The following is a 25982-nucleotide window of genomic DNA, read 5'->3' on the forward strand; positions in this document are numbered from 1 at the left end:
CAGTAACGGATAATCGGGAAATAGTCTCACCCCAGCCTCCCAGCCCAGCTTCTTGTTCACCTTGTGCTATCCCGCTCTGACCCTCTTGCCTCTGATCAAATAAAACTTGTCTAAAATCAAGGAAAAAATTTTTTAGACCTGTTTCCATACTAAGGCATGACAGTTGTTGCCCTCTTTAGCTATCCATGGGGTTGCGCCTGATATCCCTCAGAAATCTTTCCGAAAATCGAACGAATATTGCCGATGGGATTTCAGAAAAGTCTCGCGCGCAAGATAACGCCGGCCCATTCTTAAATTAATAGCGGGTGATGGGGAAGTTTTGCGAATTATCAAGTATTTGCAATCGTCGCAAAAATATTGTTTGCCCTACCCTCAGGTAAAGAGGACTATCGAGTGCATAAATCCGAAGCAGGAAGCATTGGAGCATAATCGTTACCCGCCAATTTTTAGCGGAGTCGATGGCTCAGCAAATTCATGAGCACCTATGGAGTTTCAATATTCCTAATGTCATATATTCTTCGCCCATTCAAACATCCGATATCAGTGCTGACACTTGTGCTGATTTTACTGTGCGGCGGTTTTTTTGGATTGCAGGCGAAAGACTATGGCGGGATCGAGCAGCAGCGAATAGACGCAGTATTTCCCGGCAACGATAAGCTTTCCGAGCCGACAGGCGAGTTCAAGGTTCGCACCATCAGCCACGGGGACAAGCTGCTCGGTTATGTGTTCCAGAGCCAGGATGTGGTGGACATCCCGGCCTATTCGGGCAAGCCGATCAACATGCAGGTGATCCTCGACCCTGCCGGCGTGATCCAGGACGCCTACGTGCTGGAGCACCATGAGCCGATCCTGTTGGTTGGCATTCCCGTGGAAAGACTCCATGCCTTCGACGCCAAATACAAGGGCATCAAGGCCGATCGCCGGGTGGTCGTCGGTCGCTCCAGTGATCCGGAGGCCGTCACGGTCGATGGGGTCGCCGGGGCCACGGTAACAGTGATGGTGGTCAATGAGATCATCATGCGCGCGGCACACAAGGTGGCCGTGTCGCTCAAGCTGATTGAAGACAAAAGCGGCGCGGCAAAGAAACCCGCCACCGTGCGCGAGGACTTCTATCAGCCCGCCACCTGGGAACAACTCACCGGTAACGGCGCCATCCGCCAGTTGAATCTGACCCGAGGTCAGGTTGATGCCGCCTTCAAGGGCACCGAGGCCGAAGGCGTGGGCAACGCCAGCCCCGATCAAGTCAATGACACATTTATCGAACTCTATACCGCCGACCTGAATCCTCCGGCCATTGGGCGCAACTTGCTGGGCGACAATCAGTACCGTTTCCTCATGCAGGATCTCAAGCCCGGCGAGCAAGCCATTGCCGTGCTGGGTCGCGGTCTGTATTCCTATAAAGGCTCGGGTTATGTGCGCGGCGGGATCTTCGACCGGGTGCAGTTGCGCCAATTCGGCAACGTCATCAGTTTCCGCGACATGGACCATCAGCGGCTCTCCGACGTGTTTGCCAAGGGCATGCCGGAGTTCAATGAAATGTCGATTTTCATTGTGCGCGAACCCGCCAGGTTCGACCCGGGGGCGCCCTGGTCCCTGGAGTTGCTGGTGCGACGCCAGACCGGCCCGGTCAGCGGCATGTTCAGCAGCTTCGAACTGTCCTACCAACTGCCCGAGCAATACCTCCTGCGTCCGCCGCCAAGCGCCGCGGAACTGGCGGCCATTGAAGTCGCCAACAGACCGACGTGGGTCAATATCTGGTACCAGAAGGCCTTTCAGATCGGCATCCTGTGCACGGCACTGGCGGTGTTGATGGTGATTCTGTTCCTGCAGGACACCTTTACCCGATACCCGCGCTTTCTCCACTGGCTGCGCCGCGCCTATTTGATCTTCACCGTGGTGTTTATCGGCTGGTACGCCCTGGGACAGATTTCGGTAGTCAATGTACTGACCTTCGTCCATGCCCTGTTTGATCATTTCCGCTGGGAACTGTTTCTCACCGACCCGATCATTTTTATCCTCTGGACCTTTACCGCCGCGAGCATTCTGCTTTGGGGCCGTGGCGTGTTCTGCGGCTGGTTGTGTCCGTTCGGCGCCTTGCAGGAACTGATCAACGAAGCGGCGCGCAAACTCAAGATCCCGCAATACGAATTGCCCTTTGCCCTGCATGAACGCCTATGGGCGGTGAAGTACATCATTCTGCTGGTGTTGTTCGGCATCTCCCTGGAGTCGATGAGCAGCGCCGAGCAATTTGCCGAAATCGAACCGTTCAAGACCGCGATCACCCTGAAGTTCGATCGCCAATGGTGGTTCGTGGTCTACGCGGTGGCGTTGCTGGTGATCAACATCTTCACCCGCAAGGTCTACTGCCGCTACGTCTGCCCATTGGGCGCGGCGCTGGCGATTCCGACCAAATTGCGCCTGTTCGACTGGCTCAAACGCCGCAAGGAGTGCGGCAATCCCTGCCAACTGTGCGCCAAAGAGTGCGAGATCCAGGCGATCCAGCCGGACGGCCGGATCAACGCCAACGAGTGCCACTACTGCCTCGATTGCCAGATGACCTATCACAACGAAAACAAATGTCCGCCACTGATCCTCAAGAACAAGCGCAAGACACGGGACAAGCCCGCGCCCGTGCCGGACAGCGCCGAGTTGATTCCGGTGGTGCAAGTGTTCAAGCCCTGACCGTCCTTGCTGCTGGCAAAGGCCCAGGAATCGATTGACCAACTTTATTCAAATCTGCCCCGATGGAGCAAAACCCATGAGCGATGACAAGTCGAAGAACGATGCTGACGCAGTGAAGGGTACCGGCCTCAACCGCCGCGGTTTCCTCGGGGTCTCAGCCCTGACCGGTGCCGTGCTGGCCGGTGGCACGGCCCTTGGCAGCGCGGTATTCACCCGGGAGTCCTGGGCTGCGGCGGCCAAGGACGCGCAATCGAAGATCCATGTGGCACCCGGCGAACTGGACCAGTACTACGGGTTCTGGAGCGGCGGCCACCAGGGTGAAGTGCGGATCATGGGCATACCGTCGATGCGCGAACTGTTGCGTATTCCGGTGTTCAACGTCGACTCCGCCACCGGCTGGGGCCTGACCAACGAAAGCAAACGGGTACTGGGCGACAGCGCCCGGTTCAAGAACGGCGATTGTCACCACCCGCACTTGTCCATGACCGACGGCAAGTACGATGGTAAGTACCTGTTCATCAATGACAAGGCCAACAGCCGCGTCGCGCGCATCCGCCTGGACATCATGAAGTGCGACAAGATGCTCACCGTGCCGAACGTGCAGGCCATTCACGGGCTGCGCCTGCAGAAGGTGCCGCACACCAAGTACGTGTACGCCAATGCCGAATTCATCATTCCGCACCCCAACGATGGCAGCACCTTCGACCTGCAGGACAAGAACAGCTACACCATGTTCAACGTCATCGACGCCGAGAAAATGGAGATGGCGTTCCAGGTGATTGTCGACGGCAACCTGGACAACACCGATGCCGACTACACCGGCAAATACGCGGCGTCGACCTGCTACAACTCGGAGAAAGCCACTGACCTGGCCGGCATGATGCGCAACGAGCGCGACTGGGTCGTGGTGTTCAACATTCCGCGCATCGAGGCGGCGATCAAGGCCGGCAAATTCATCACCGTGGGCGAGGCCAAGTCGCCAGTGGTCGACGGCCGCAAGAAAGACGGCAAGGACAGCGAGTTCACCCGCTACATCCCGGTGCCGAAGAACCCTCACGGCATCAACATGTCGCCTGACGGCAAGTACTTCATTGCCGCCGGCAAACTCTCGCCGACCTGCACCATCATCGCCACCGCCAAGCTCGACGATCTGTTCAATGACAAACTCAAAGACCCGCGGGACGTGGTGGTTGGCGAGCCCGAACTGGGTCTTGGCCCGCTGCACACCACCTACGACGGTCGCGGTAACGCCTATACCACGCTGTTCATCGACAGCCAGATAGTCAAGTGGGATATCGAGGAAGCCATTCGCGCTTACACCGGCGAAAAGGTCAACTACATCAAGCAGAAACTCGACGTGCAGTACCAGCCGGGGCATAACCATGCGTCCTTGACCGAGACCCGCGACGCCGACGGCCAGTGGCTGGTGGTGCTCTGCAAGTTTTCCAAGGACCGCTTCCTGCCAACCGGCCCGCTGCACCCGGAAAACGATCAACTGATCGACATTTCCGGCGACGAGATGAAACTGGTGCACGACGGTCCGGCCTTTGCCGAACCCCACGATTGCGTCCTGGCCCGACGCGACCAGATCAGGACCAAGAAAATCTGGGACCGCGACGACGCGTTTTTCGCCGAAACCGTGGCCCTTGCCGCCAAGGACGGGATCAAGCTGGAGAGCGACAACAAGGTCATCCACGATGGCAAGAAAGTCCGGGTGTACATGACCTCGATGGCGCCGGTCTACGGCATCAACGAGTTCACCGTCAAACAGGGCGATGAAGTGACCGTGACCATCACCAACATCGACAAGGTGGAAGACGTCACCCATGGCTTTGTCATGACCAACCACGGTGCAAGCATGGAGATCAGCCCGCAGCAAACCTCTTCGATCACCTTCATTGCCGACCAACCCGGATTGCACTGGTATTACTGCAGCTGGTTCTGCCATGCGCTGCACATGGAAATGGTCGGCCGGATGCTCGTCGAGAAGGCTTGAACGGCCGGGTGAATCAGCGCCGCGAAAAAGGTAAATGCAGTGTTCAGACCCTTGGCAACCGATCCACTCCACGGCATGGCACTTCTGGTGCTGGTGTTGCTATCGGTGCTTGCCCAGGCGGCGCCGCGGCCGATCACCGATCTGCCGTTGCAAGCCGAGGACGATCACCACTGGACACTGCCCGCCGGGGAATACCAGGGGCAGTTCAGTGTCGATCAGCCGATGCGCATCACCTGTGAAAAAGGCGCGGTGATCAATGCCCAAGGGCAAGGCAACGCACTGTTCATCAGCGCCCCCGATGTCCAGGTCGAAGGCTGCACCTTGCTCGACTGGGGGCGCGACATGACCGCCATGAACTCGGCGGTTTTCATCGGGCCCAAAGCCCGTGGGGCACTGATACGCCACAACCGCATGAAAGGGCCAGGTTTTGGCATCTGGGTGGACAGCACTCACGATGTCAGCCTGATCGACAACGACATCGAAGGCGACCCGGGCATTCGCTCCCAGGATCGCGGCAACGGTATTCATCTGTATGCCGTCAGCGGTGCCCGGGTGATCGGCAATCACGTCCGGCTGACCCGCGATGGCATCTACATCGACACCTCCAACGGCAACCTGCTGCAGGGCAATACCCTGGAAGACCTGCGCTACGGGGTGCACTACATGTACGCCAATGACAACCAGTTGCTCGGCAACACCACCCGCCGCACCCGCACCGGCTACGCCTTGATGCAGAGCCGCAAGCTCACGGTGATTGGCAACCGCTCCGAGCAGGACGAGGGTTATGGCATCCTGCTGAACTACATCACCTATTCCGAGCTGCGCGATAACGTCGTCAGCGACGTGAGCAGCGGCTCCCCCGATGGCGGCATGGCCAGCGGCGCCGAGGGCAAGGCGCTGTTCATCTACAACTCGCTGTTCAATGTCATCGAGCACAATCATTTCGAACGCAGCGCGGTGGGCATTCATCTCACCGCCGGTTCCGAAGACAACCGCATCACCGACAACGCCTTTGTCGACAATCAGCAGCAGGTCAAGTACGTCGCCAGCCGTACCCAGGAATGGTCGGCCGAGGGCCACGGCAATTACTGGAGCGACTACCTGGGCTGGGATCGCAATAACGACGGGGTCGGCGATGTGATCTACGAACCCAACGATAACGTCGACCGCCTGCTCTGGCTGTACCCACAGGTGCGTCTACTGATGAACAGCCCGAGCATCCAGCTACTGCGCTGGGTGCAACACAGCTTCCCGGTGACCAAGTCGCCGGGGGTCAAGGACAGTTTCCCATTGATGAACCCTCCGAGCATGCCTCAGACACAGCGGCCGACCTTATGAATCCCGTCGAGATCGAAGGCGTAAGCCTGCGTTACGGCAGCATGACCGTGCTGCACGACCTGACCCTGAGCCTGGGCGAAGGTGAGGTATTGGGCCTGTTTGGCCACAATGGCGCGGGCAAGACCACCGTGATGAAGCTGATCCTTGGCCTGCTCAAGGCCAGTGCCGGGCAGGTGCATGTGCTCGGCTGCCGGCCGGCACACGCTGAAGTGCGCCGCCAGCTCGGCTACCTGCCGGAAAACGTGACCTTCTACCCGCAACTCAGTGGCCGCGAAACCCTGCGCTATTTCGCCCGCCTCAAGGGCAGCGCGCTGACCCAGGTGGACGAACTGCTCGAACAGGTGGGCCTGGCCGACGCCGCGGACCGGCGCGTGAAAACCTACTCCAAAGGCATGCGCCAGCGTCTGGGCCTGGCCCAGGCGGTGCTCGGCGAGCCCCGTCTGCTGCTGCTCGACGAGCCAACCGTCGGCCTCGACCCCATTGCCACCCAGGAGCTGTACCTGTTGATCGACCGCCTGCGACAACGCGGCACCAGCATCATCCTGTGTTCCCATGTGCTGGCCGGGGTCGAAGCCCATATCAACCGCGCGGCAATCCTCGCCAATGGCCGCTTGCAGGCCATCGGCAGCCTGGCCAGCCTGCGCGAAGAGGCTGACTTGTCGGCACGTATCCGCGTCAGCGGTCTGCAAGGACCGGAGCAGTGGTTGCAGCGCTGGAATGCCGCCGGGCATAGCGCCAGGGCGATAGGCGGCAACGGGGTCGAGGTGATGGTGGTCAACGGCGACAAAGTCGATCTGCTGCAGCAGTTGTTCCATGAGGAACAACCGCAGGATATCGAGATACTGCAACCGTCCCTTGAGGACCTTTACGGTTACTACATGAATCGTGCGACGTCTCCTGGCAGCGCGGGGGCTCATCCATGAAGCAGATCTGGAGCATCGCCGGCAAGGAATTCAGCGACGGCCTGCGTAACCGCTGGCTGCTGGCAATCAGTCTGTTGTTCGCCGTGCTGGCGGTGGGTATCGCCTGGCTCGGCGCGGCGGCGTCCGGGCAAGTGGGGTTCACCTCGATTCCGGCGACCATCGCCAGTCTGGCCAGCCTGGCGACTTTCCTGATGCCGCTGATCGCCTTGCTGCTGGCTTATGACGCGATCGTCGGAGAGGACGAGGGCGGCACGCTGATGCTGTTACTGACCTACCCCCTGGGGCGTGGACAGATCCTGCTCGGCAAGTTTGTCGGCCACGGGCTGATCCTGGCCCTGGCCACGCTGATCGGATTTGGCTGCGCCGCCATCGCCATTGCCCTGCTGGTCGACAATGTCGATTTGCGCATGCTGCTCTGGGCATTCGCCCGCTTCATGGTGTCCTCCACGCTGCTGGGCTGGGTGTTCCTGGCGCTGGCTTACGTGCTGAGCAGCAAGGCCGGCGAAAAATCCAGCGCGGCCGGGATGGCGTTGGGCGTGTGGTTCCTCTTCGTGCTGGTGTTCGACCTGGTGCTGCTGGCGGTGCTGGTACTGAGCAAAGGCCGCTTCAACCCGGACCTGTTGCCCTGGTTACTGCTGCTCAACCCGACCGATGTCTATCGCCTGATCAACCTCTCCGGTTTCCAGGGCAGTGGCAGCGCCGCCGGCCTGATGGCCTTGAGCAGCGATTTACCGGTACCCGGCGCGCTGTTGTGGCTTTGTCTGCTGCTCTGGGTCGGAGTCTCGCTACTGGCGGCTTACTGGATGTTCAGCCGTCGCCTGACCTGATTATTCAAACTCGAGAAACTCAAATGAACACTCAGCACCTGACCTGGGCTCGCGCCCTGATGATACTCATCACCTGCCTGGGGTTGGCGGCCTGCAACAAGTCCGCGGCAGAAAAGCAGACCCTGACGCCAGTGGCCTTCCACAAGAGTGACGAGTGCCATGTCTGTGGCATGGTCATCGCCGACTTTCCAGGCCCCAAAGGCGAGGTAGTGGAAAAAGGCAAGGTCAGGAAATTCTGCTCCACCGCGGAAATGCTCGGATGGTGGCTTCAGCCGGAGAATCATCTCGCTGAAACGAAGCTGTACGTACACGACATGGGGAAAAGTGCCTGGGAAAAACCCGATGACCATTATCTGATCGATGCAACCAAAGCCTACTATGTCGTGGGCACGAAGCTCAAAGGCTCCATGGGCGTTGTCCTCGCCTCGTTTTCCGATGAGGCGGTCGCACGCAAACTTGCCAGCGAGCAAGGCGGCAGGGTGTTGCGCTTTGAAGACATCGACCTGGCACTTTTGCAGCAAGCGCCGGCAATGTAGCAGGCCATACATTGCGCTCAGACATTTTCCGCGGCAGGAAGTGTTGAGGACTCATGATATCGGGGCCAATCGGCCTTGATTAATCAATAGCCCTCAACGCAGAAGAGAGCCGGCTCGCTTCTGCGGGTTGCGTACTTTTTAGTTCAGAATCTACAGCAACAAATGAGGTATCGCGTTTCACTCGGGCAACTTTATTTCAGCGTCAGAATCCAGTCGGCCAGGGTTTTCGCCTCTTCATCGGTGACCTGGTTGGCGGGCATTGCAATCGGCCCCCATTTACCCGTGCTGCCCTCCTTGATGCTCTTGACCAGGCCCGCCGAAGCGTCGGCCTGGCCGGCGTATTTGGCCGCCACTTCCTTGTATGCCGGGCCGACCAACTTGGCGTCGATCATGTGACAGCCAACGCAGGGCTTGCTCTTGAACAGCGCTTCACCGTCAATGGCCTGAGCCGATTGCAGGGTCAGCGCGGCCCCCAGGGCCAGTAGTGGAACAAGAATTTTTTTCATTGTTGATTCCTCAGACTACGAAGCCGATTCGAAACGATCCGCTTCCGGTTTATCCAACAGTCATCGCGTTGAATATTATCAAGGTGGAATTTACCCTTCAGGGAAACTCATGCTACTGCTGCCGATCATTGTTGGCAGGTGACCAGTTTATGCCAAAAACCGAACTTGCACATTTATTATATTTTCAATTCCCAGTCATCACTCAACTTATTGGACTGAGGTTAATTGTCGCAGTTGGCGAGCTAATTGCTTTTGCTGACTGGTTCGCATTCAGCCGTTCTAGAGCCGAGGTGTGAGGGACTTCGATACAGCCTGATGGCCGATTACCTTTTTATGAAGTAGCGTATGATGCTTTACCCACGCAAAGCTGAAAAAAGCAAGAAGCTGTCAGTCTTATTCAGGACCGGAGATCCTCATATAAAAAAGCCAGCGCATGGCTCCTGCGCCCAGTCTATAAAGATATTGGCAGACGTGCCGATAATCCAAAAAACTCCAGATGTCAGCACGCTGTTTTGGCGATGATCAAGGAACACGAAACGATGTCTTCTCGTCCGAGCGTACTCAAAGCATCAGACGTGACCCTTTGTGCTCTGGTGTGCCTGGCTGGGGTGGCCGTCACGGCCTTGGTGCTGATTCTGTTCATCGGCTCAGAGCAACGCACCGTTGGTGTTGCGTTCCGGCTGGAGGTCGACGAACGATTCAGTCGCCTGCAGCGACGCTTTACCGCTCAGGACTTGAAACTGAACACTGTGAAGCGTTTCTTCAGCAACTCCGACAATGTCACTGAAAAGGAATTTCTGGGGTTCGTCACGCCGCTGGTTGAAGAGGGCGAAACCTATGGCTGGGTAGCGAGGATCCTCGACAAGGATCTAGAAACGTTTCATGCCAAGGCGCTCCTCAATGGTGCCGGTGATTTTTCATATTATGAAATCAATCCCGTCACCGGCGTAAAAGTCCCCCTCGCCAGCCGCCCGGAACACTGGGTTTTGCTCTACCTGGTGAAGCGCGATGACGTGAAGATCACACCTGGCATGGACGTTCTGGCTCGCCCGAGTCGCCTGGCCTTGCTGAAGAGAGCGCGAGAAACACATCAGATGGTCGTGTCGGAACCGTTGAAAATGACCAATGGCCAATCCGGAGTTTTCTTTGTCGCCCCCGTATTCCAGGAGACCTCCGAGGTCCCATTGAACGACGATGGTTTGCAAGGGTACGTCGTCTCCACCGTACGCTTGGCTTTTTTGATGGAGCAAGGCATTCCAATACCAAGTCTGCAACGCCTTGACGTGACGCTTTCAACCGTCGATGCGCAGCATCAGGGGGAAATTATTTATCAGAGCTCAGCCCGAGCAGCCCCTTCAGCGCTTTATGAGCAGCGGCTGCTGAAATTCGCTGACCAAAACTATTTGATGCAGTTTCGCCCAACCTCGACATTTCTGCTTGCCAACAACTACGCACTGTCCAGCAGCCTGATTATCGTGTTCGGGGCAGGGTTGACGCTGCTGCTGACCTTGATGGTGTACTTGCTGATCACGCAACGCGCGCGCGCCCTCGCGCTGGTTGCGGAGCGCACGCAAGACTTGCGGTTACTGAACATTACCGATCACCTGACGGGGGTCTATAACCGCCGTTACTTCGAAGAGTTGATGGAGCACCTGCTCATCGAGGCTAACGCGCAGAATCGTCCGCTATCACTGATCATGTTCGACGTCGATCACTTCAAATACATCAACGACTGCTGGGGGCATCAGTGTGGTGACACCGTTCTGAAGTCGTTATGCACACGGATACGTTCGGCAACACGCAAAACCGATCTGCTGTGCAGAACGGGCGGAGAAGAGTTTGCATTGATCTGCCCGGACAGCGAACTGGAGGATACGAGGCTGCTGGCAGAAAAGCTTCGAGTGCTAATAAGCACCCTCCCCTTCGATGAGTTAGGACAGGTGACTTGCAGCTTCGGCGTCGCGACCTGGACTCCGTCGGAATCATTCGACGCCTTCATTCGACGTGCGGACGCCGCCATGTACAGCGCCAAATCCAGTGGTCGCGATCAAGTCCAGCTTGCCAATTCGTAACAGACTGGCTGACGCGTTGTCACTACTGCGCCTATTGTTTCACGGGCTTTCGGGCCCGGTCGCTATTCAAGTGATATAGCAATTGTCTCATATGAATTGCAACACAATGGATGTCCGCCTTTTCATTTTCACTGCCCCCCCCTTTCATACCCTGTCCTCTTTTCCGAGCCCCCCTTTTCGCAATAAAAGTAGTTGCAAGCGCTTACAGGTTGTGTTTTAAAGGAAGGGCTACGAGTTGAGGAATTCGTGGTGTGCTCCTGGAAGGTGCGCTGATCGAGTGAGGTGCAATGTCTCCAGGTCTTTCGCAAAAACTAAAAGGATTTTAGTTATGACTCTATCTCTTCAAAACATTAAACCTGAGCAGATCGATGCGCTCACAAAGCAATCACAGGCAGCCTTCGACGCACAAATCAAGCGGCTGCGAGCACTTTCCAATGCGAAGCCGGCGCTAGAAGAGGTCCTCCATCAGAACGTGCCCCCACAATCGTTGTGTGGATGCGGAAGTCGGCAGAACATTTGCGGTTACTTCTCCTTCGAAAGTAGCGGTGGCGGTTCTTATCCTCAGACCGAAACCATCCAGATTAGTGCGCCAACCGCCGAGATTGGCCCCAATGCCCCTCAGCAAGGAACCGCCGTGCGGTTCGTCGGCCAGGTGACAGGTACGGGGACCAATGTCAACATTCCCAATATCTACCTGCAGGGCACGGTGCCCGATGCTGAGAACCTCATTGGCGTCTCGTTGTTGCTGCAATTGTCGATCAGTTCAGGTTCGCTCGCCCTGTACCTTCATGAAGGACAGCGCCTGTTGACCGTACTGGTCCATCCCTCACAATATGGCGGGAGCATCAGTGGCCAGTTCTCCGGCAGTGGGAACGGCGTATTCCAGCGGGCGTGATGTAGTCGACCAGAAGTACTCAGCCCAACGCAGGAGAAGAAAGCCCTAGCCCCAAATGCCAGGGCTTTCTTGTCCCGATCGAGTCCCAGGAAGTGGTGTAACTGCACCAACCGAAAGCGCCCACCTGCCGGAAATGCCAGCAGATCACTCAGCCAAGCAGGCTGACGCCGATTGAGAAGTTGGTGTGCTTGACGGAATGGGCGATGAGGCCCAGCGAAAGCAGACAGGCAGGCATGCTCCAGCGTTCGCGCCATGAGCAGCGGCCCGGTGTCCATCGGGCGCAGTCCAAGGCTCTCGATGAACGCCGAAACACGTGCCTGCGCGTCGCCGCCGGCGCTATCCGGCGTTCAACATGTGAGCCATGCCGGCCTTATCACTTGTAAAAAGCAATTTATCTGCAGAAATTTACTTGCGCCATACAAGCGATGCTAATATCTCGCCATGAAAACAGCCTCTAAAGAAGACGTTCGGTCCCATTGCGCGGTGAACTATGGCGTGGAGATCTTCGGCGACCGGTGGTCGCTCCTGATCATTCGCGACATCGTTTTTGTGGGTAAGAAGACGTATGGCCAGTTCCTGAAATCGGAAGAGGGTATTGCGACCAATGTCCTTGCTTCCCGCCTTGCCTTTCTTGAGGAGCAAGGCATTCTCTCGAAGGCGCCCAGCCCCGACGACAGGCGCAAGGATTTCTACACGCTGACCGAGAAGGGCCTGGATCTCATTCCCATCGTGCTCAACATCGTCCTATGGAGCGCGAAGCACGATTCGAAGTCGTACGTGCGAGGCCTCAAGGAGTTCGTTGCCCGATTAAGTCAAAACCCCATGCAGGTGAGTGAAGAGGTGAAGGCGCTGGTCCGCAGTGGCGGATGCATGTTTCCTGAGAGCAAGGAATAAGCAAGACAGCAAGCGCGACCTGCCACGCTGCACGGACTATATGCACACGCCACCGGCTACAAGGTGCAGCGAATAGCGGGGCCGATGTCCGAGACGGCCCTGGAAGCCGCCACCAGGCATCAGTAGCCGGTGATTTGAAAATAGATCCGCCCCTTTCCGGTGTCAGGCTCTTATGCGCTGTTCGACGACCCGCAGCACATCACAACCATCTTGCAGCAACAGCGCGGCCACACCAGAAATGCGCATCAAATCGATGCCGTCCGAGTGATGGCTGCTTGCATGGAAGCGCCGGCCAGCAGCCCCCCCTCCAGCAGCATCCCCGTTTTCGGTTGACCCACGGGAAAAAGGCAATTTTGGTAATTTCCTTCTTGATAAAGAAATAAAAACAACAAAATCAATAGCTTACAGACATTCTGTAAAGGTAATAATGGAGTAATAGATAGGTTAGAAAATTACCTCTCCACTCAGTAATACCACCCCCTTACAAAACCCAGTAAAATCAAGCACTTGTAAAAAAACTACCTCCAGCCTTACCCGATATTACCTATCAAGGTAATGAGCCAAAGCCACGCACTGTAAGGGCTCCAGGCGATTTCAGCTGCCCATCGACAAGTATGGGCAGCTTCCGACCTCAAACCCCATCGCCTGAAGAACTTCAAGATCAGCAATGATCCCCATTTCGCCGACAAGGTGGTCGACGTGGTTGGGCTCTATCTGAACCCGCCGGATAACGCCCTGGTACTGTCGGTTGACAAGAAAATCCAGATCCAGGCGCTGGATCGCACTCAGCCGATGTTGCCGCTGCGCCCAGGTCAGATCGAACGCCGCGCGCATGACTATAAGCGCCATGGAACCGCGAGCTTGTACGCGGCATTCGACATCATGACGGGCCAGGTCATCGGGCGGATTACCCAGCGTCATCGGGCCAAGGAGTTTTTGGCTTTCCTGCAACAGATCGATCGCGGCACACCGGCCGAACTGGATCTGCATGTGATTCTGGATAACAGCTCAACCCACAAAACTGCCGCCATCAAGCAGTGGCTGGAAAAGCATCCACGCTTCAAATTGCACTTCACCCCGACCAGCGCGTCCTGGCTGAACGCCGTGGAGGGCTGGTTCGCCCAACTGGAAAGACGAGCGCTGTACCGGAGCGCCTTCACCAGCGTGGCCGATTTAAAAACGGCTATCCGCCAATTTATCGAAGCTCATAACGAGCACTCAGCTACCCCCTTTAAATGGAACAAAACGGCTGAGGCCATCATCAGTTCGGTGCATAGAGCAAAGTTGAGCATAACCAAAAATAAATTAATGAATTAACCGCTCAGGCCACTAGGCATTCTCCGCTCAAGAAGTTAGTTGTTTTCGACTGAAGTATACAGTTGATGCCCTAAGCGGAGGCTCTATTTTTTTCCGTATAGAGCGCGTCGAAGTTGACGGGGGCCAGCATCAGCGGCGGGAAACACCCCTTCAGCATGATGGTATCGAGAGACTCACGAATATAAGGAAACATGACCAGGGGACAGGCGGAGTTGAGGGCTTCATCCAGTTTTTGCTCGGGGAAGCCTTTGATTACAAATAGTGCGGCTTGATCGACCTCGACCAAGAAGGCAAGAATACCGTCGTTTTTTGCGGTGACCGATATAGACAGCACCACTTCATAGAAGCCATCGCCGATCGATTCGTGGCTGACATTCAAATCCAGGCTGATCTCAGGTTTCCAGTTCTGCTTGAAAACCTTCGCCGCATTCGGTGCTTCGAAGGATGAGCTTTTAATATAGATTTTTTGTAACGCGAAGAACGGCTGTTCGGCTCCGTAGGTATTTTTATCCAACATGTCACACCTCATAATGCATTTCAATTTATTAAATGGGTTTGCAACGGGAGGAATCTTGGGAATACCCCGACCGGAGTCCGGCCGGGGTATCACTTAGAGTGACGGACGCTGGTTAAGCGTTCACGGGCGCGGGCAAGTCCAGCCAATCAAACAAGGCTTTCAGATCCGGTTGGAAGTCGTGAATGACCGGATACCAGGGCGTGGGCGCCTCGACATCGTGCATCACCCCACAACTCGGGCAATAGTATTCACGATAGACCTGCCAACTGGTGTCCGGGGCCATCAGCGTGGGATAAACCTCCTGCATCTTCTCTTTGCTGTCACGCACATAGATCAGTGCATTGAGCTTCCAGTTTTTCTGGTAATCGCCATACTCATGACCACATGAGCATTTGGTGATAAGCTTTTTATCTTGCGGGGTTTCTGCCAGAAATAGGTGAGGGCCAAAGGGCATGATAATCTTATCATCCCAAGATACCTGCTCCTGCAACACGGCAACGTAATTGGTGTAGCGCTCCTTGTCCTTGGGCAAAGATAACATGCGGTGCAGAGTATCCCAGTCCAAATCCCCTTTGACCAAATCGGACACTTGCTTTTTAGTATAAGTTGACATAATCAGTCTCTTCTTTATTTTTTGAATTGTGAGATGCCATTGAAGAGGACGCTCAGGTATCCCCTTCGTAGACAATCACTGTTCGGTCATGATCACGGGGTGAACATCGGGCAGTTCGCTCAGATCCATATGGTGTTTGGCGCCAAACATAGGTATACCGAGCTCTTCCTCTTTCAATTCCCAGCCAGCCGGCAAGTCCCAAAATTCTTTGAATTCGCCAAGGAATTTCTCTGACAGAAAAAAGCTGGAGGCGAACATCTGCTGGACCTGGACCGATGCCTCCTTATCCAGAATTTTCTGACGCTCCTGCCCCATCCATTGATGGGTCAATTGACCCCGGGCGATCCGCTCCTGGCGGATCGCCTGTCGGCGTGCCGCTGTTTTCTTTTCATCTACCACCCAGTCGCCGGCTTTATTCTGGGAGATCACTACGCCATATACTTTTTGGGCAAATTCCGGCAGCACGAAGTTCTGATTGAGGTCTTCGGCGACCGCCGCCGGATTGCGATCCAAGGGATCACCGAAGCCCGGACCGCCACGCAGGTAATTGAGGTAGAGATCGCCATTTTCGAATATCGTTTCGGTGGTGATGCACTGCTTATCGCGCTTAACCCGCGCACCAGCTTCGAGGTGTTTCTCGAGTTCGCAGGCACCGGGGTCACGATCTTTACCCAGGGGCAGCGACTTGCCCGCCTTGATGCGATCCAAAAGACCAGTGTCATGGGCTTCGAAGCGGTAACCGGTCGCGGCCGGATAACCGCCCATCAACCCCCAGTCGCTGTTCATATAGCCATTGCCCATAAAGAACATGGTCCAATCTGCGGAACCCCAGACCATGCGCAGGGTTTCGAATCCGAGACCGCCGCGGTATTTACCGTAACCGCCGGTATTGGTCTTGATGGTCCGTCCCATATAGAGCAGGGGTTCGGCTAGCTCCCATATCTCGATATCACCCATGTCCCCTTCGGGATTCCAGATCGCCGCCGCGTGATTCAGGCCGTCCTTGACGGCGCAGGCACCCGTGCCGCAGGCCGCGGTTTCGAAGCTGTTGACGGCATGGATCTCGCCTTCCTGGTTGATACCACCCCCCTGCAGCCAGTTGCAGGGGTTGGAGTTGCCCGCATTGACCTCCTCCAGATAGCCGCGGCCGAAATACGTCCGGCTCACGCCGCGCCACAGAGAACTCCAGGAAGAGACCAGGAAGTGCCAGGCATCGGCGTGCGCGGTACGGCGGTCATCCGGATTGGTCCAAGTGCCTTTGGGCATCCGGAATTCAGTGGCGTAACGGGCACCGTCATTGATCCGTTCAGTGGGCACCAGGGATTGGGTCATCATGACCCAGATACCGCTGGTGAAGGCCACGGGGTTGGCATTGTAGGTGTGCCAGCCCCAACGGCTGCAACCCTCGAAATCGAGGCGCCAGGTGGCGTCGGGTTTTACCGTGATCTCGCAGGGGGCGTGCATGATGGTATCGATCTTGGCGAAGGGCGGAACGACCACATCTTCGTGCATATAGGGCACGTCCACAAAAGCGACGGTGCGGATTTTGCCGGGAATGGTCATCGCCTTGATCCGGCTGATGAGCCCGCGCCGGCCATCCTCGATCACTTCCGTGGCAAATTTTTCATAGGCGGCGAGCCCCTCTTCACGGACCGTCTCCTCGACCAGATCGCGGATCATATGGCAGCCGGCGATACGGGTCTTCTCGTCCAGGATCCAATACTTGGGGGTACGCACATTGCGCTGACTCTCGTGGAGCCAATCTCGCAGCGGCGTGTCGTTGATGCCGGTCTTACGACAGGTGATCTGCACCCCGTCACCGAAACGCTGGACCTGACCGTTGGACATGGAGCCAGGGCCCACCGCTCCCACATCAATGACGTGGGTCACGCCGCCCACCCAGCCGATCAACTGATTTTCATGGAAAATCGGCACGATGGTGGCGATATCGCAAGGGTGCACGTTGCCGATCTGGCAATCGTTGTTGGTGAACATATCACCTGGGTTAATCCCAGGGTTAGATTCCCAGTTATTCTGAATCATGTACTTGATGGCGGCTCCCATAGTCCCCACATGAATAATGATTCCCGTGGAAGTGGCGATACAGTCCCCCGCCACGTTATAGAGGGTAAAGCACAGTTCCCCCTCCTGCTCGACGATGGGCGATGCCGCAATCTTCTTGGCCACTTCACGGGAATTGACCAACCCTGCACGTAGCTTGGAAAAAATCCGTTCATAACCGATGGGATCCGACTCTTTAAATTCCAGCCGCTCCAGGCCGTTGTAGTACCCGGTTTTTTCCGTACGTTGTAGAATCAAATTGCGATAATCATTGAGCGTCAGTCCGCTATCCAGCAGTTTTCCCGCATGGACAAAGGCTTCTTGAATAGTCATGATAGGTTCTCAACTTGTTATATTTATAATTGGGTAGTTAGCATTCGATCAGATGAAACAGACGGTTCACATCCAGGAAAGTCTCGAATCCCGGCGGTATAACGTAAGTAGTGGCATCGGATTCGATGACCGCAGGACCTTTTATTTCGTTACCGGGCTTGAGCTTTTCCATGTGATAGATGGCGGCGTCGACCCACTCTTTTTCGTAATAGAAGGGCCGAGTACCCAGGCGTGATTCAGGAGGCGGAGTAGGGCCGGCTTCCGGCTCCTCCGGAATATTGGGTTTCTTGGTTTCCACGGAGCCGCGCATGATGGCGCCAGTGATCCCATAACCCAACTCCGGCGATCGCGCGGCGTCGGCGTAGACCCTCGCGTAGGTATCGTTGAACGACTGCACCAGGTCGTCCCAGTCCTCGGCACCGGACAGGGCCGCTACCGGCGAATCGATTTCCAGATCGTTCAACTGCCCCAGGTATTGCATGGAGTAACCAGGGGTCAAAGTGACCTCCTCGTCCTTGAAGCCGTTGATCCGGAACTCTTCCAGAACCTTGGTACGCAGTTCGTTCCAGGCCGCCTGCAGGGTGTTAGTGGCCGCGGTGATATCCTCGGTGGTGGACTTCTCGTTGATACCGATATCGACACTTTTGTCGTAGCGATACTCGAAATCGGCGGTCGCGCAGCCGAAGGCGGAGAAGCCGGCCGCCCAAGCGGGCACGATGGTCTCCTTGAAGCCCAGCCCCTTGGTATAGCCATAGGCATGCACGGGGCCGCCGCCTCCGTAGGAGAAGCAGACGAAGTCGGAGGGGCTGTAGCCCTTGCCGGTGATCATGGCGCGCAGATGCTGGCGCAGGGAGAGATCCAGCAACTCTATGACCCCGGCGGCAGCGTCCTCGACCGAGAGTCCCAGGGGGTCGGCGATCTGACGCTTGATCTCGCGCCGCGCCCGCTCGACATTCAGTTGCAAGATCCCGCCGAGGAAGTTCTCGGGATTCAGATAGCCGAGGATGATGTGGCAGTCAGTCACCGAGACGGTATCGAGCCCCCCCTCCGGCCAACAGGTGCCGACCTTATAGCCCGCGCTGTCCGGCCCCAGCTTGATGGCATTGGCATGGGGGTCGATACGCACGAAGCTCCCCGCGCCAGCGCCGATGGAGTCCATCGCCACCAGTGGCAGAGAAAGCACCAGACGCGCCATATCCCCGTCTTTATGGATGGCGAAGTTGTTCTTGGTGATCAACGCCATGTCGAAGCTGGTTCCGCCGATGTCGGAGCAGGCGATATTCTCGTAGCCGAGTTTTTCACCCAGAAATTTGGCCCCGATCACGCCGCCGATTGGCCCCGACACCAAGGATCGCGCCAGCTCTTTGGCTTTCCAACTGATGGTGCCGCCATGGCTGGCCATGACCCGCAGATCGAACTGGCCGCCGACGTCCTTCATACTGTTGCTGATGGTCCCCAGGGTGGCGCGGGAGGGTTCGGCCGCGTAAGCCTCTAGGATGGTGGTGTTGGTGCGGTGGCTTTCCTTGCGCATCGGGTAGTAGTCCACGGAGGCGAACACCGGGATCTCGACCCCCATCTCCCGGGCGACCTCCTTGCAGACATCGCGGACGGCCTTTTCGTGATCCCCGTTCAGGTAGGAGCTCAGTAGACTGATAACGATCGTCTTGCAGCCCTGTTCGATCAACTCCCGCGCGGCCTCCCTGGCCTCGTGCAGGCGCACCGGAATCACCACATTGCCCTTGGAGTCAATCCGCTCGGTGACACCGCGGGTGTCCTTGATGCTCACCAGGGGATCGTCATAGCGATGGGTGTTGAGGTGAATGCGATCTTCGAAGGCATAACCCAAATAGCTCTGGACGGCCCGTCCCATACGGTGAAAATCTTCAAATCCCTTGCTGACGATCAACCCGGTACGCAGCCCCTTGCGTCCCACGACGCGGTTGAGCATGGCGGTTCCCGAGAAGACGCAGGTCACCATTTCGGGGAAAACATCCTCCACCGTTCTATCCCAATGGGCCAGGGCGTCCTTGCTGGACTCCAACACCGCCTGGGATTCGTTGACGTTACTCTGCGCTTTGCCGACGACAAACGTGCCGTCGGCCCGCACAAAAAAGGTATCGGTCATAGTGCCACCAGCATCAATACCAAGGACTTCTACTGGATTCGCTAATTGATTAAAAGTTATATCCTCTATTTATTCTTATTGCGGATTGCTGACGCCGCTTGCACGGTCCCGATCAGGAGCGGCACATTAGGTCATCCAAAACCACCGGCCCGGACAACCGCTTGAATACATAGCACCGGCTGTGCCAATAAAAAATAAGCCAACAAAAACAATAGAGAACATTCGTTTTCTTAAAAAAACCAACCCTAGTGGATGGTATTGCGTTCGAAAATCGGTCGCCTATCGACCGTTAATCGAACCCTTCCGGGGAGTCGCGTTGGGACGAGAAAGAAAGTGTGTATCATCGACGCAGGTTTGGCCTAAACCAACAATTGTAAATAGGTAAAGGTGGGTCCAAGATAAGAACAGCTTCTCTAATAATAAATAGAATTAAAGGGGTGACCATCTTGAAACAGAACGCGCCATTACGCGGATCGGTGGCTGTCGAGCAGCCCGGGCGCATCGCCCATGCGCGGGAACGGTTACTGAGCATCGGCACCCCTCCCGACGAAACCGTCCGCTCGGTAATCAAAGCCTCGTGGCAACGCTGTGTCTCCAAAGAGGTCAACCCCCTGGTGGCCAAACAGGCCATCGACCTCGAGAGTGCGCAATTGGAGAAGATCCGGGACGCTCATCACGAGCTGATCTGTGCCTCGGAAACCATCATGCGTGATGCCCACGATCTCTTGGCCCAATCCGGCACTATCATGCACCTAGTGGCCCCCTCCGGAGTGATCCTGCGCAGCCACGGCGATCCCAAGACGCTGGAACTGGCCAATCAATTCCGGCTAGTGCCCGGCGCCAACTGGGACGAGAGTGTCGCTGGGACCAATGCCATAGGTACGGCGCTGCGTATCGGGGCTCCGGTGCAGGTGCACGCCTACGAACATTTCTGTGAAAACATCAGCAACTGGACCTGCTCCGCCACCGTCATATGGGATCCCTTCGAAAACAAGGTGCTCGGCGCAGTCAATATCTCCGGGCTCAAGAACACCCTGCACGATTACTGCCTGGCGCTGGCTGTCTCCGGAGCCCACCGTATCGAGGAGCAACTGGCTCACCTGCAGCTCTCCAAGCGCGAACTGCTGCTGGGCGAAACCCTGGGGCGCTTCACTGCCCCCGGCAATGACGGCCTGTTGCTGATGGATCTGGAAGGGCGGCTGGTGCGCGGCAATGGGCACGCGGAGCGTGTGCTGGCGGCGCACGGCATCAAGCTTAGCCCTATCCCCTACAGCCCCGTCCTCTCCCTGAACAGGGAGAGGCGTCTGGCGCCACGGGCGGAACTGGTCCTGCCGCGGTTAGCGCGCGAATGGATCGAGCCGGTCCGCCACCGTGGAGAAACGATCGGCTACTTCGCGGTGATCCCCTTCCCCAGACCGCGCACCACGCGCGTGGCGATGGATGACAGACGCGCCAAGGATGCCACCCGCCCGGCTGGCTTTTCCCGTCTGATCGGCCAGAGTCCACTGTTTCTCAAAACCGTACAGCAGGCGGAACGCCTGGCCAAGGCGCCCATCCCCATTTTGCTGCAGGGTGAGACCGGCGTCGGTAAGGAGCTGTTCGCCAACGCCATGCACGAGGCCGGCCCCCATTGCGAGGGCGCCTTCATCGCTCTCAATTGTGGCGGTCTGTCCCGTGACCTGCTCGCGGGGGAGCTGTTTGGATACGTGGAGGGGGCCTTTACCGGCGCCCGGCGGGGCGGGATGACCGGCAAGATTGAGGCAGCCAATGGGGGCACCCTGTTTCTGGACGAGATCGGCGAGATGCCCCTGGACCTACAACCCCTATTCCTGCGGGTACTACAGGAGTTGGAAATCTGCCGGGTCGGCGAAACCCGTCCGCGCAAGGTGAACTTCCGCCTGATCGCCGCCACCAATCGCGACCTGACCAAAGAGGTCGCGGCGGGGCGCTTCCGGATGGACCTCTACTACCGCATCTCGTCCATGACCCTGACCCTGCCCGCCCTGCGACAACGACGGGGGGATACGACCCTGCTGGCAGAGCACATCCTGACACGGCTGGTCGAACAGCATGGTGGCGTACCCAAGCGGCTGAGCCTGGATTTACAGACCGCGCTCGAAAGTCACTCTTGGCCAGGCAATATTCGGGAGTTGAGCAACCTGGTGACGGCCGCCTATTTCCTTACCGATGGCGACGAACTGACTCTCGCCGATTTGCCGGTGACCCTTTGCGCTTCAGCCGCTAGGGTTGAGGAAGGCAGTGATAATCCCCTGGAGTCGGCGGAGAAAGCGGTGATCACCCAGGTCATTCACGAGCAGGGCGGCAACCTGACCCGCGCGGCCAAGGCGTTGAATATCGCCAAGAGCACCCTCTACAGCAAACTGAAAAAATATGACCTGCCCCACCCGGGACTGTCATAAATTTTGTGTTCGGGCATAACATCTTGCAGAGGTGCACGTATGCCGACCAAGAAAAAACCGGCCTGTGAGGTCACACGAGACCTTCCAGCAATTCCCAAAGAGCTGATCGATCAGTTCGTTAATGGCCCGATGACCGCCGAAGCCATCCAGGATGCCTCGATGGCGTTCAAGAAGGCGCTGATCGATTGAGCCCTTGGCGCCGAGCTGAGACATCATCTTGGCTATTCTCAGGGCGCTGAGCGCCCGAGGAGTCGAGGACGTGCTGATTGTTGTCACCGATGGCCTGAAGGGTATGCCGGAGGCGCTGGCAGCGGTTTATCCGCAAACCACATTGCAGACATCTGATCCACAACAGCTTGGATGCGGCACCGCCACTCGATTCGCTTGCTCGATCGCGTTGGGCTCATCCTACTCTGCTTCACGTCGATGAACCCATGCCTGAGTGCTTTGGCACAATACAGCAGGAGCGAGGCATGCTCCATAGCTTCCAGAATAGGAACACCAGGATTGACCCGGAACAGCTCACGACCTTGCGAGCCGCACGTGGAAAAAGTGATAACACCCTGCGTTCTGTTTGAAGGTGGATTAGTCATTGAACACCTCCCGAAACAGCTTGGGTACTGAGGCTTGCAAACTGAAAGCGCGATTCCGTAAAAACGACCATACGCGTAACTCCTAATGTTGGGAGTTGCCACACTCGTTCTCAGGCGAAGGGTGGCAGCTGTGCGCAGGCTGAGAAACCGGGACAATAGGAACCCGGCAGACCGCGAGGCCTCCCGCGCACAGCCGCCATAATAGACGTGCGGACACAAAAATAGCGCCAGCAGTCTAATGGATGGTGGCGCCTGTGCGCCTATAGTTTCACGGATTCTCAGGCCCGGTCGCTGAATGGGCAGCAACAGCTCAAGAATAGCGAAGCATCAGGCGCACTCAAGCCAGCATTTGAAGCGAAACATTTCAAAAGCCAGCTACCCTCGCCTGCCCCGGCGAGCCAACCCATTTCCTGATAAACTCCGCCCCATTCAGCCTCACGCCACTCAAGCCCGCGCCCTGCCCCATCCGCGCCGGCTGCGCCCACAGCGACAGACCTTTCATGCCTTTGAACGACGCTACACTTTCGCGCTCCGAGCCATCCCGCCGCTTCTCCGTGGCCCCGATGATGGACTGGACAGACCGCCATTGCAGATTCTTCCTACGCCTGCTGTCCAAGCACACCCTGCTCTACACCGAAATGGTCACCACCGGCGCCCTGCTCCATGGCGATCACGAGCGTTTCCTGCGCCACAGCGAAGCCGAGCACCCACTGGCCCTGCAACTGGGCGGTAGCGTGCCCGCCGACCTCGCCGCCTGCGCCCGTCTGGCCCAGGAAGCCGGGTACGACGAGGTGAACCTCAACGTCGGCTGCCCCAGCGACCGGGTGCAGAACAATATGATCGGCGCCTGTCTCATGGCGCATCCCGAGTTGGTCGCCGATTGCGTGAAAGCCATGCGCGACGCCGTGTCGATTCCGGTCACGGTGAAACACCGCATCGGCATCAACGGGCGCGACAGTTACGCCGAACTCTGCGATTTCGTCGGCAAGGTGCGGGACGCCGGTTGCGGCAGTTTTACCGTGCATGCGCGGATCGCGATTCTCGAAGGTCTGTCGCCGAAGGAGAACCGGGATATTCCGCCGCTGCGCTATGACGTGGCCGCCCAGTTGAAGCAGGACTTCCCAGCCCTGGAAATCATCCTCAATGGCGGGATCAAGACACTGGAGCAGTGCCACGAGCATTTGCAGACCTTCGACGGGGTGATGCTTGGCCGTGAGGCGTATCACAATCCGTATTTGCTGGCTGAAGTGGATCGGCAGTTGTTTGGCAGTGCGGCACCGGTGATTTCACGCGCCGAAACCCTGGAGCAGTTGCGGCCTTATGTGGCGGCGCATATTGCCGAAGGTGGGGCGATGCACCATATCACCCGGCATGTGCTAGGGCTGGGTACCGGGTTTCCAGGGGCGCGGCGGTTTCGGCAGCTGTTGTCGGTGGATATTCACAAGGCCAAGGACCCGTTGGCGCTGCTGGATCAGGCGGGGGAGTTGTTGGAGGGGCGGTAACGCGATCGACGAAGGACCGCGTTATCGTTCATCGCGAGCAAGCTCGGCTCCTACAAGGGGCCAGCGCAAAAAGGGCGACATCTGGGGAGATGTCGCCCTTTTTTGTACGCGCGCGGCGTCAGGCGGTCAGGTACGCTCCAGCGCATTCACCAGGTCGTGAAACGCTTCGCGGTTCGAATCGTTCAACCCCATGAGGATCTTGTGCGCTTCCAGCACCTTGACCCGCACCACCTCTTCCGACTGGTCCTGCGATGGCAGGTCGGTCAGGCATTCCGGGCACGGAATCGGCCGGTCGACGATGTTGAAAACCTGGTCGAAACCCATGGATTCCAGCAACCGGGTGATGTCGTCGTGGGTGGTGACCACGGTCGGCAACAAGCCAACCTTCTGCCGCGACAGAATCGACAGTTTGGCCAGCAAGCCCAGCGTGGTGCTGTCGATGCTGCGGGTTTCCGTCAGGTCGATCACGATGGCCGAGAAATTCAGCGCCGTGAAGATCCTTTCAATTGTTGCATCCAACGCTGAACAGAGGGTCAGGCGAACTTCACCGACGAACTTCAGAACGAAGGTGCCATCCTGCTCGGCGAACTGAATTCTACCGGTACTCATCAAAGGTTCCTGCTCAACACTAACAGGGCGATATCATCCGGCATCTCCCCTAGCGTGGCCAATCCAAAGACCTGGCGCAAGCCATCCAGGCTGCCCCCGGCTGTTTTTACCAGTTCAGGTAAAGCAGCCTCTTTCTCTTTGAGTGTATCTTGCTTCAAAAGGTCCAGGATGCCATCTGACATCAGCGTCAGGCTGAACGTCGGCGGCAACTCCAGGATGTGATCTTCATAGGTGGCCTCGTTGAACAAGCCCACCGGCAAACCACGACCTTCCAGGTAACGCACGCTGTCCGGGGTGTAGAGCACCGGCAACGGCAAATGCCCGCCAATGCTGTAGGTCAGCAACCCGGTTTCTTCATCAATGACACCGCCCACCATGGTCACGTGCTTGCCCAGCTTGAGGTTGATCAGGCCACGGTTGATGTGGCCCAGCACCTGCGAAGGGGTGAACTCCGGCAAGGTACCGTTGCGCTTGGATTCGAACAGCAAGCGCGTGGTCATGAATTTCAGCAGCACGGTGACGAACGCCGAGGACGCACCATGCCCGGAGACATCCGCCAGGTAGAACGCCACGCGGCGCTCATCGACCCGGAAGTAGTCGACGAAATCGCCGGACAGGTACAACGACGGAATGATCTGGTGCGCGAACTGGAGCTCGTCGACGCTCCACGGACTGACGGGCAGCATGTTCATCTGCACCTGGCGACCGGCGTTCTGGTCTTCCTGGAGCAGGTGCAGGCTGGCTTCGAGCTCGCGGTTGGCGGTTTCCAGCTTCTCGCGGTAGCGCTGGTTCTCCAGCAGCAGGCGCGCACGATCCAGCGCCCGGCGCACGGAGTGCTCCAGGACGGCAAGGTCCTCCAGGGGCTTGATCAGGTAATCGGCAGCGCCCAGGCGCAACGCTTCGACAGCGTCGTTCATGACGCCCGCGCCGGACACCACGATCACTGGCGTCTGCGGCGACCGCTCGGTCACCTGACGAATCAGCTCCAGGCCGCCCATCTGGGGCATGCGCAGGTCGCAGATGACCAGATCGGGCTTGGACCGCTCGAATACCTCAAGCCCCTGCAAGCCATTGCCGGCCTGCAGGACGCTGAATCCGCTGTCTTCCAAGTAGGCCGCAAGGCTTGCACGCACTACTTCGTCGTCATCAATTATCAGCAGCGTGGCACTGGTTTTTTGCATGTGGGCAAACGGCGCCAGAATTAGGTTGGCGTAGACAGCAAG

At 57.4% G+C, this 25982-nt stretch carries 18 protein-coding genes and 4 pseudogenes; 14 read left to right on the forward strand and 8 right to left on the reverse strand.

The features are described from left to right. Positions 1-504 precede the first annotated feature (504 nt). From nosR to PFEN_RS18625, 6 genes are all read left to right on the forward strand, one after another. Positions 505-2682, forward strand: a complete 2178-nt coding sequence (nosR, locus tag PFEN_RS18600; protein ID WP_191488274.1) for a transcriptional regulator NosR — start codon at positions 505-507, stop codon at positions 2680-2682. A gap of 76 nt (positions 2683-2758) precedes the next feature. Beyond that, entirely contained in the window at positions 2759-4678 is a 1920-nt protein-coding gene (nosZ, locus tag PFEN_RS18605; RefSeq protein WP_191488275.1) for a TAT-dependent nitrous-oxide reductase, read from the forward strand. Between the two features lie 75 nt (positions 4679-4753). Then, positions 4754-6016, forward strand: coding sequence for a nitrous oxide reductase family maturation protein NosD (locus PFEN_RS18610; RefSeq protein WP_191488335.1), 1263 nt, complete (start codon positions 4754-4756; stop codon positions 6014-6016). Then, positions 6013-6939, forward strand: coding sequence for an ABC transporter ATP-binding protein (locus PFEN_RS18615; RefSeq protein WP_191488276.1), 927 nt, complete (start codon positions 6013-6015; stop codon positions 6937-6939). The genes PFEN_RS18610 and PFEN_RS18615 overlap by 4 nt, the downstream gene beginning before the upstream one ends. Then, on the forward strand, positions 6936-7766 hold the full coding sequence (locus PFEN_RS18620) for an ABC transporter permease (protein ID WP_191488277.1): 831 nt from the start codon (positions 6936-6938) through the stop codon (positions 7764-7766). Before PFEN_RS18615 ends, PFEN_RS18620 begins: the two co-directional genes overlap by 4 nt. Positions 7767-7789: 23 nt before the next feature. Further along, complete coding sequence (locus PFEN_RS18625) at positions 7790-8302, forward strand: nitrous oxide reductase accessory protein NosL (RefSeq protein ID WP_191488278.1); 513 nt, start codon at positions 7790-7792, stop codon at positions 8300-8302. Positions 8303-8493: 191 nt separating this feature from the next. Here PFEN_RS18625 and PFEN_RS18630 read toward each other — a convergent pair whose 3' ends face one another. Continuing rightward, positions 8494-8808, reverse strand: coding sequence for a c-type cytochrome (locus tag PFEN_RS18630; protein WP_191488279.1), 315 nt, complete (start codon positions 8806-8808; stop codon positions 8494-8496). 539 nt (positions 8809-9347) lie between these two features. Here PFEN_RS18630 and PFEN_RS18635 point away from each other — a divergent pair. The 4 genes and pseudogenes from PFEN_RS18635 to PFEN_RS18650 all read left to right on the forward strand — a co-directional run. Further along, the gene (locus PFEN_RS18635) at positions 9348-10880 is read left to right on the forward strand and encodes a diguanylate cyclase (protein ID WP_191488280.1); all 1533 of its coding nucleotides are present in this window, start codon (positions 9348-9350) and stop codon (positions 10878-10880) included. 328 nt (positions 10881-11208) lie between these two features. Further along, the gene (locus PFEN_RS18640; RefSeq protein ID WP_191488281.1) at positions 11209-11775 is read left to right on the forward strand and encodes a hypothetical protein; all 567 of its coding nucleotides are present in this window, start codon (positions 11209-11211) and stop codon (positions 11773-11775) included. Between the two features lie 441 nt (positions 11776-12216). Next, positions 12217-12669 (forward strand): winged helix-turn-helix transcriptional regulator, encoded by a 453-nt coding sequence (locus PFEN_RS18645; RefSeq protein WP_191488282.1) that lies wholly within the window; start codon positions 12217-12219, stop codon positions 12667-12669. A gap of 606 nt (positions 12670-13275) precedes the next feature. Next, positions 13276-13986 (forward strand): annotated as a pseudogene (locus PFEN_RS18650) (IS630 family transposase); the annotation flags it as partial. A gap of 70 nt (positions 13987-14056) precedes the next feature. Here PFEN_RS18650 and secB read toward each other — a convergent pair. The 4 genes from secB to PFEN_RS18670 form a co-directional block, all read right to left on the reverse strand. Continuing rightward, entirely contained in the window at positions 14057-14503 is a 447-nt protein-coding gene (gene secB / locus PFEN_RS18655; protein ID WP_191488283.1) for a protein-export chaperone SecB, read from the reverse strand. A gap of 112 nt (positions 14504-14615) precedes the next feature. Continuing rightward, entirely contained in the window at positions 14616-15116 is a 501-nt protein-coding gene (locus tag PFEN_RS18660) for an acetone carboxylase subunit gamma (protein WP_191488284.1), read from the reverse strand. Positions 15117-15191: 75 nt separating this feature from the next. Next, positions 15192-17510 carry a hydantoinase B/oxoprolinase family protein gene (locus tag PFEN_RS18665; RefSeq protein ID WP_191488285.1) on the reverse strand — a complete coding sequence of 773 codons (2319 nt, stop codon included), beginning with the start codon at positions 17508-17510 and terminating at the stop codon, positions 15192-15194. A gap of 37 nt (positions 17511-17547) precedes the next feature. Continuing rightward, positions 17548-19704, reverse strand: a complete 2157-nt coding sequence (locus PFEN_RS18670; RefSeq protein WP_318192848.1) for a hydantoinase/oxoprolinase family protein — start codon at positions 19702-19704, stop codon at positions 17548-17550. Positions 19705-20081: 377 nt separating this feature from the next. Between PFEN_RS18670 and PFEN_RS18675 the strand changes: the two genes are divergently transcribed. From PFEN_RS18675 to PFEN_RS30700, 3 genes and pseudogenes are all read left to right on the forward strand, one after another. Further along, entirely contained in the window at positions 20082-22055 is a 1974-nt protein-coding gene (locus PFEN_RS18675) for a sigma-54-dependent Fis family transcriptional regulator (protein WP_191488287.1), read from the forward strand. Between the two features lie 39 nt (positions 22056-22094). Further along, positions 22095-22241: pseudogene (locus PFEN_RS18680) on the forward strand (IS256 family transposase); the annotation flags it as partial. A gap of 49 nt (positions 22242-22290) precedes the next feature. Beyond that, a pseudogene (locus PFEN_RS30700) lies at positions 22291-22395 on the forward strand (transposase); the annotation flags it as partial. Between the two features lie 100 nt (positions 22396-22495). Here PFEN_RS30700 and PFEN_RS30705 read toward each other — a convergent pair. Then, positions 22496-22648, reverse strand: a pseudogene (locus tag PFEN_RS30705) (DUF3077 domain-containing protein); the annotation flags it as partial. A gap of 500 nt (positions 22649-23148) precedes the next feature. On the opposite strand from PFEN_RS30705, the gene dusA reads away from it, so the two are divergent. Beyond that, positions 23149-24150, forward strand: coding sequence for a tRNA dihydrouridine(20/20a) synthase DusA (dusA, locus tag PFEN_RS18690; protein ID WP_191488289.1), 1002 nt, complete (start codon positions 23149-23151; stop codon positions 24148-24150). Between the two features lie 126 nt (positions 24151-24276). Here the strand turns inward: dusA and rssC are convergent, their stop codons facing one another. Continuing rightward, on the reverse strand, positions 24277-24759 hold the full coding sequence (gene rssC / locus PFEN_RS18695; RefSeq protein ID WP_191488290.1) for an anti-sigma factor antagonist RssC: 483 nt from the start codon (positions 24757-24759) through the stop codon (positions 24277-24279). Then, positions 24759-25940, reverse strand: coding sequence for a two-component system response regulator RssB (gene rssB, locus PFEN_RS18700; protein WP_191488291.1), 1182 nt, complete (start codon positions 25938-25940; stop codon positions 24759-24761). Before rssB ends, rssC begins: the two co-directional genes overlap by 1 nt. Between the last annotated feature and the right edge of the window lie 42 nt (positions 25941-25982).

The sequence above is a fragment of the Pseudomonas sp. FEN genome (assembly GCF_904067045.1).
In the GTDB taxonomy this organism is placed as follows: domain Bacteria; phylum Pseudomonadota; class Gammaproteobacteria; order Pseudomonadales; family Pseudomonadaceae; genus Aquipseudomonas.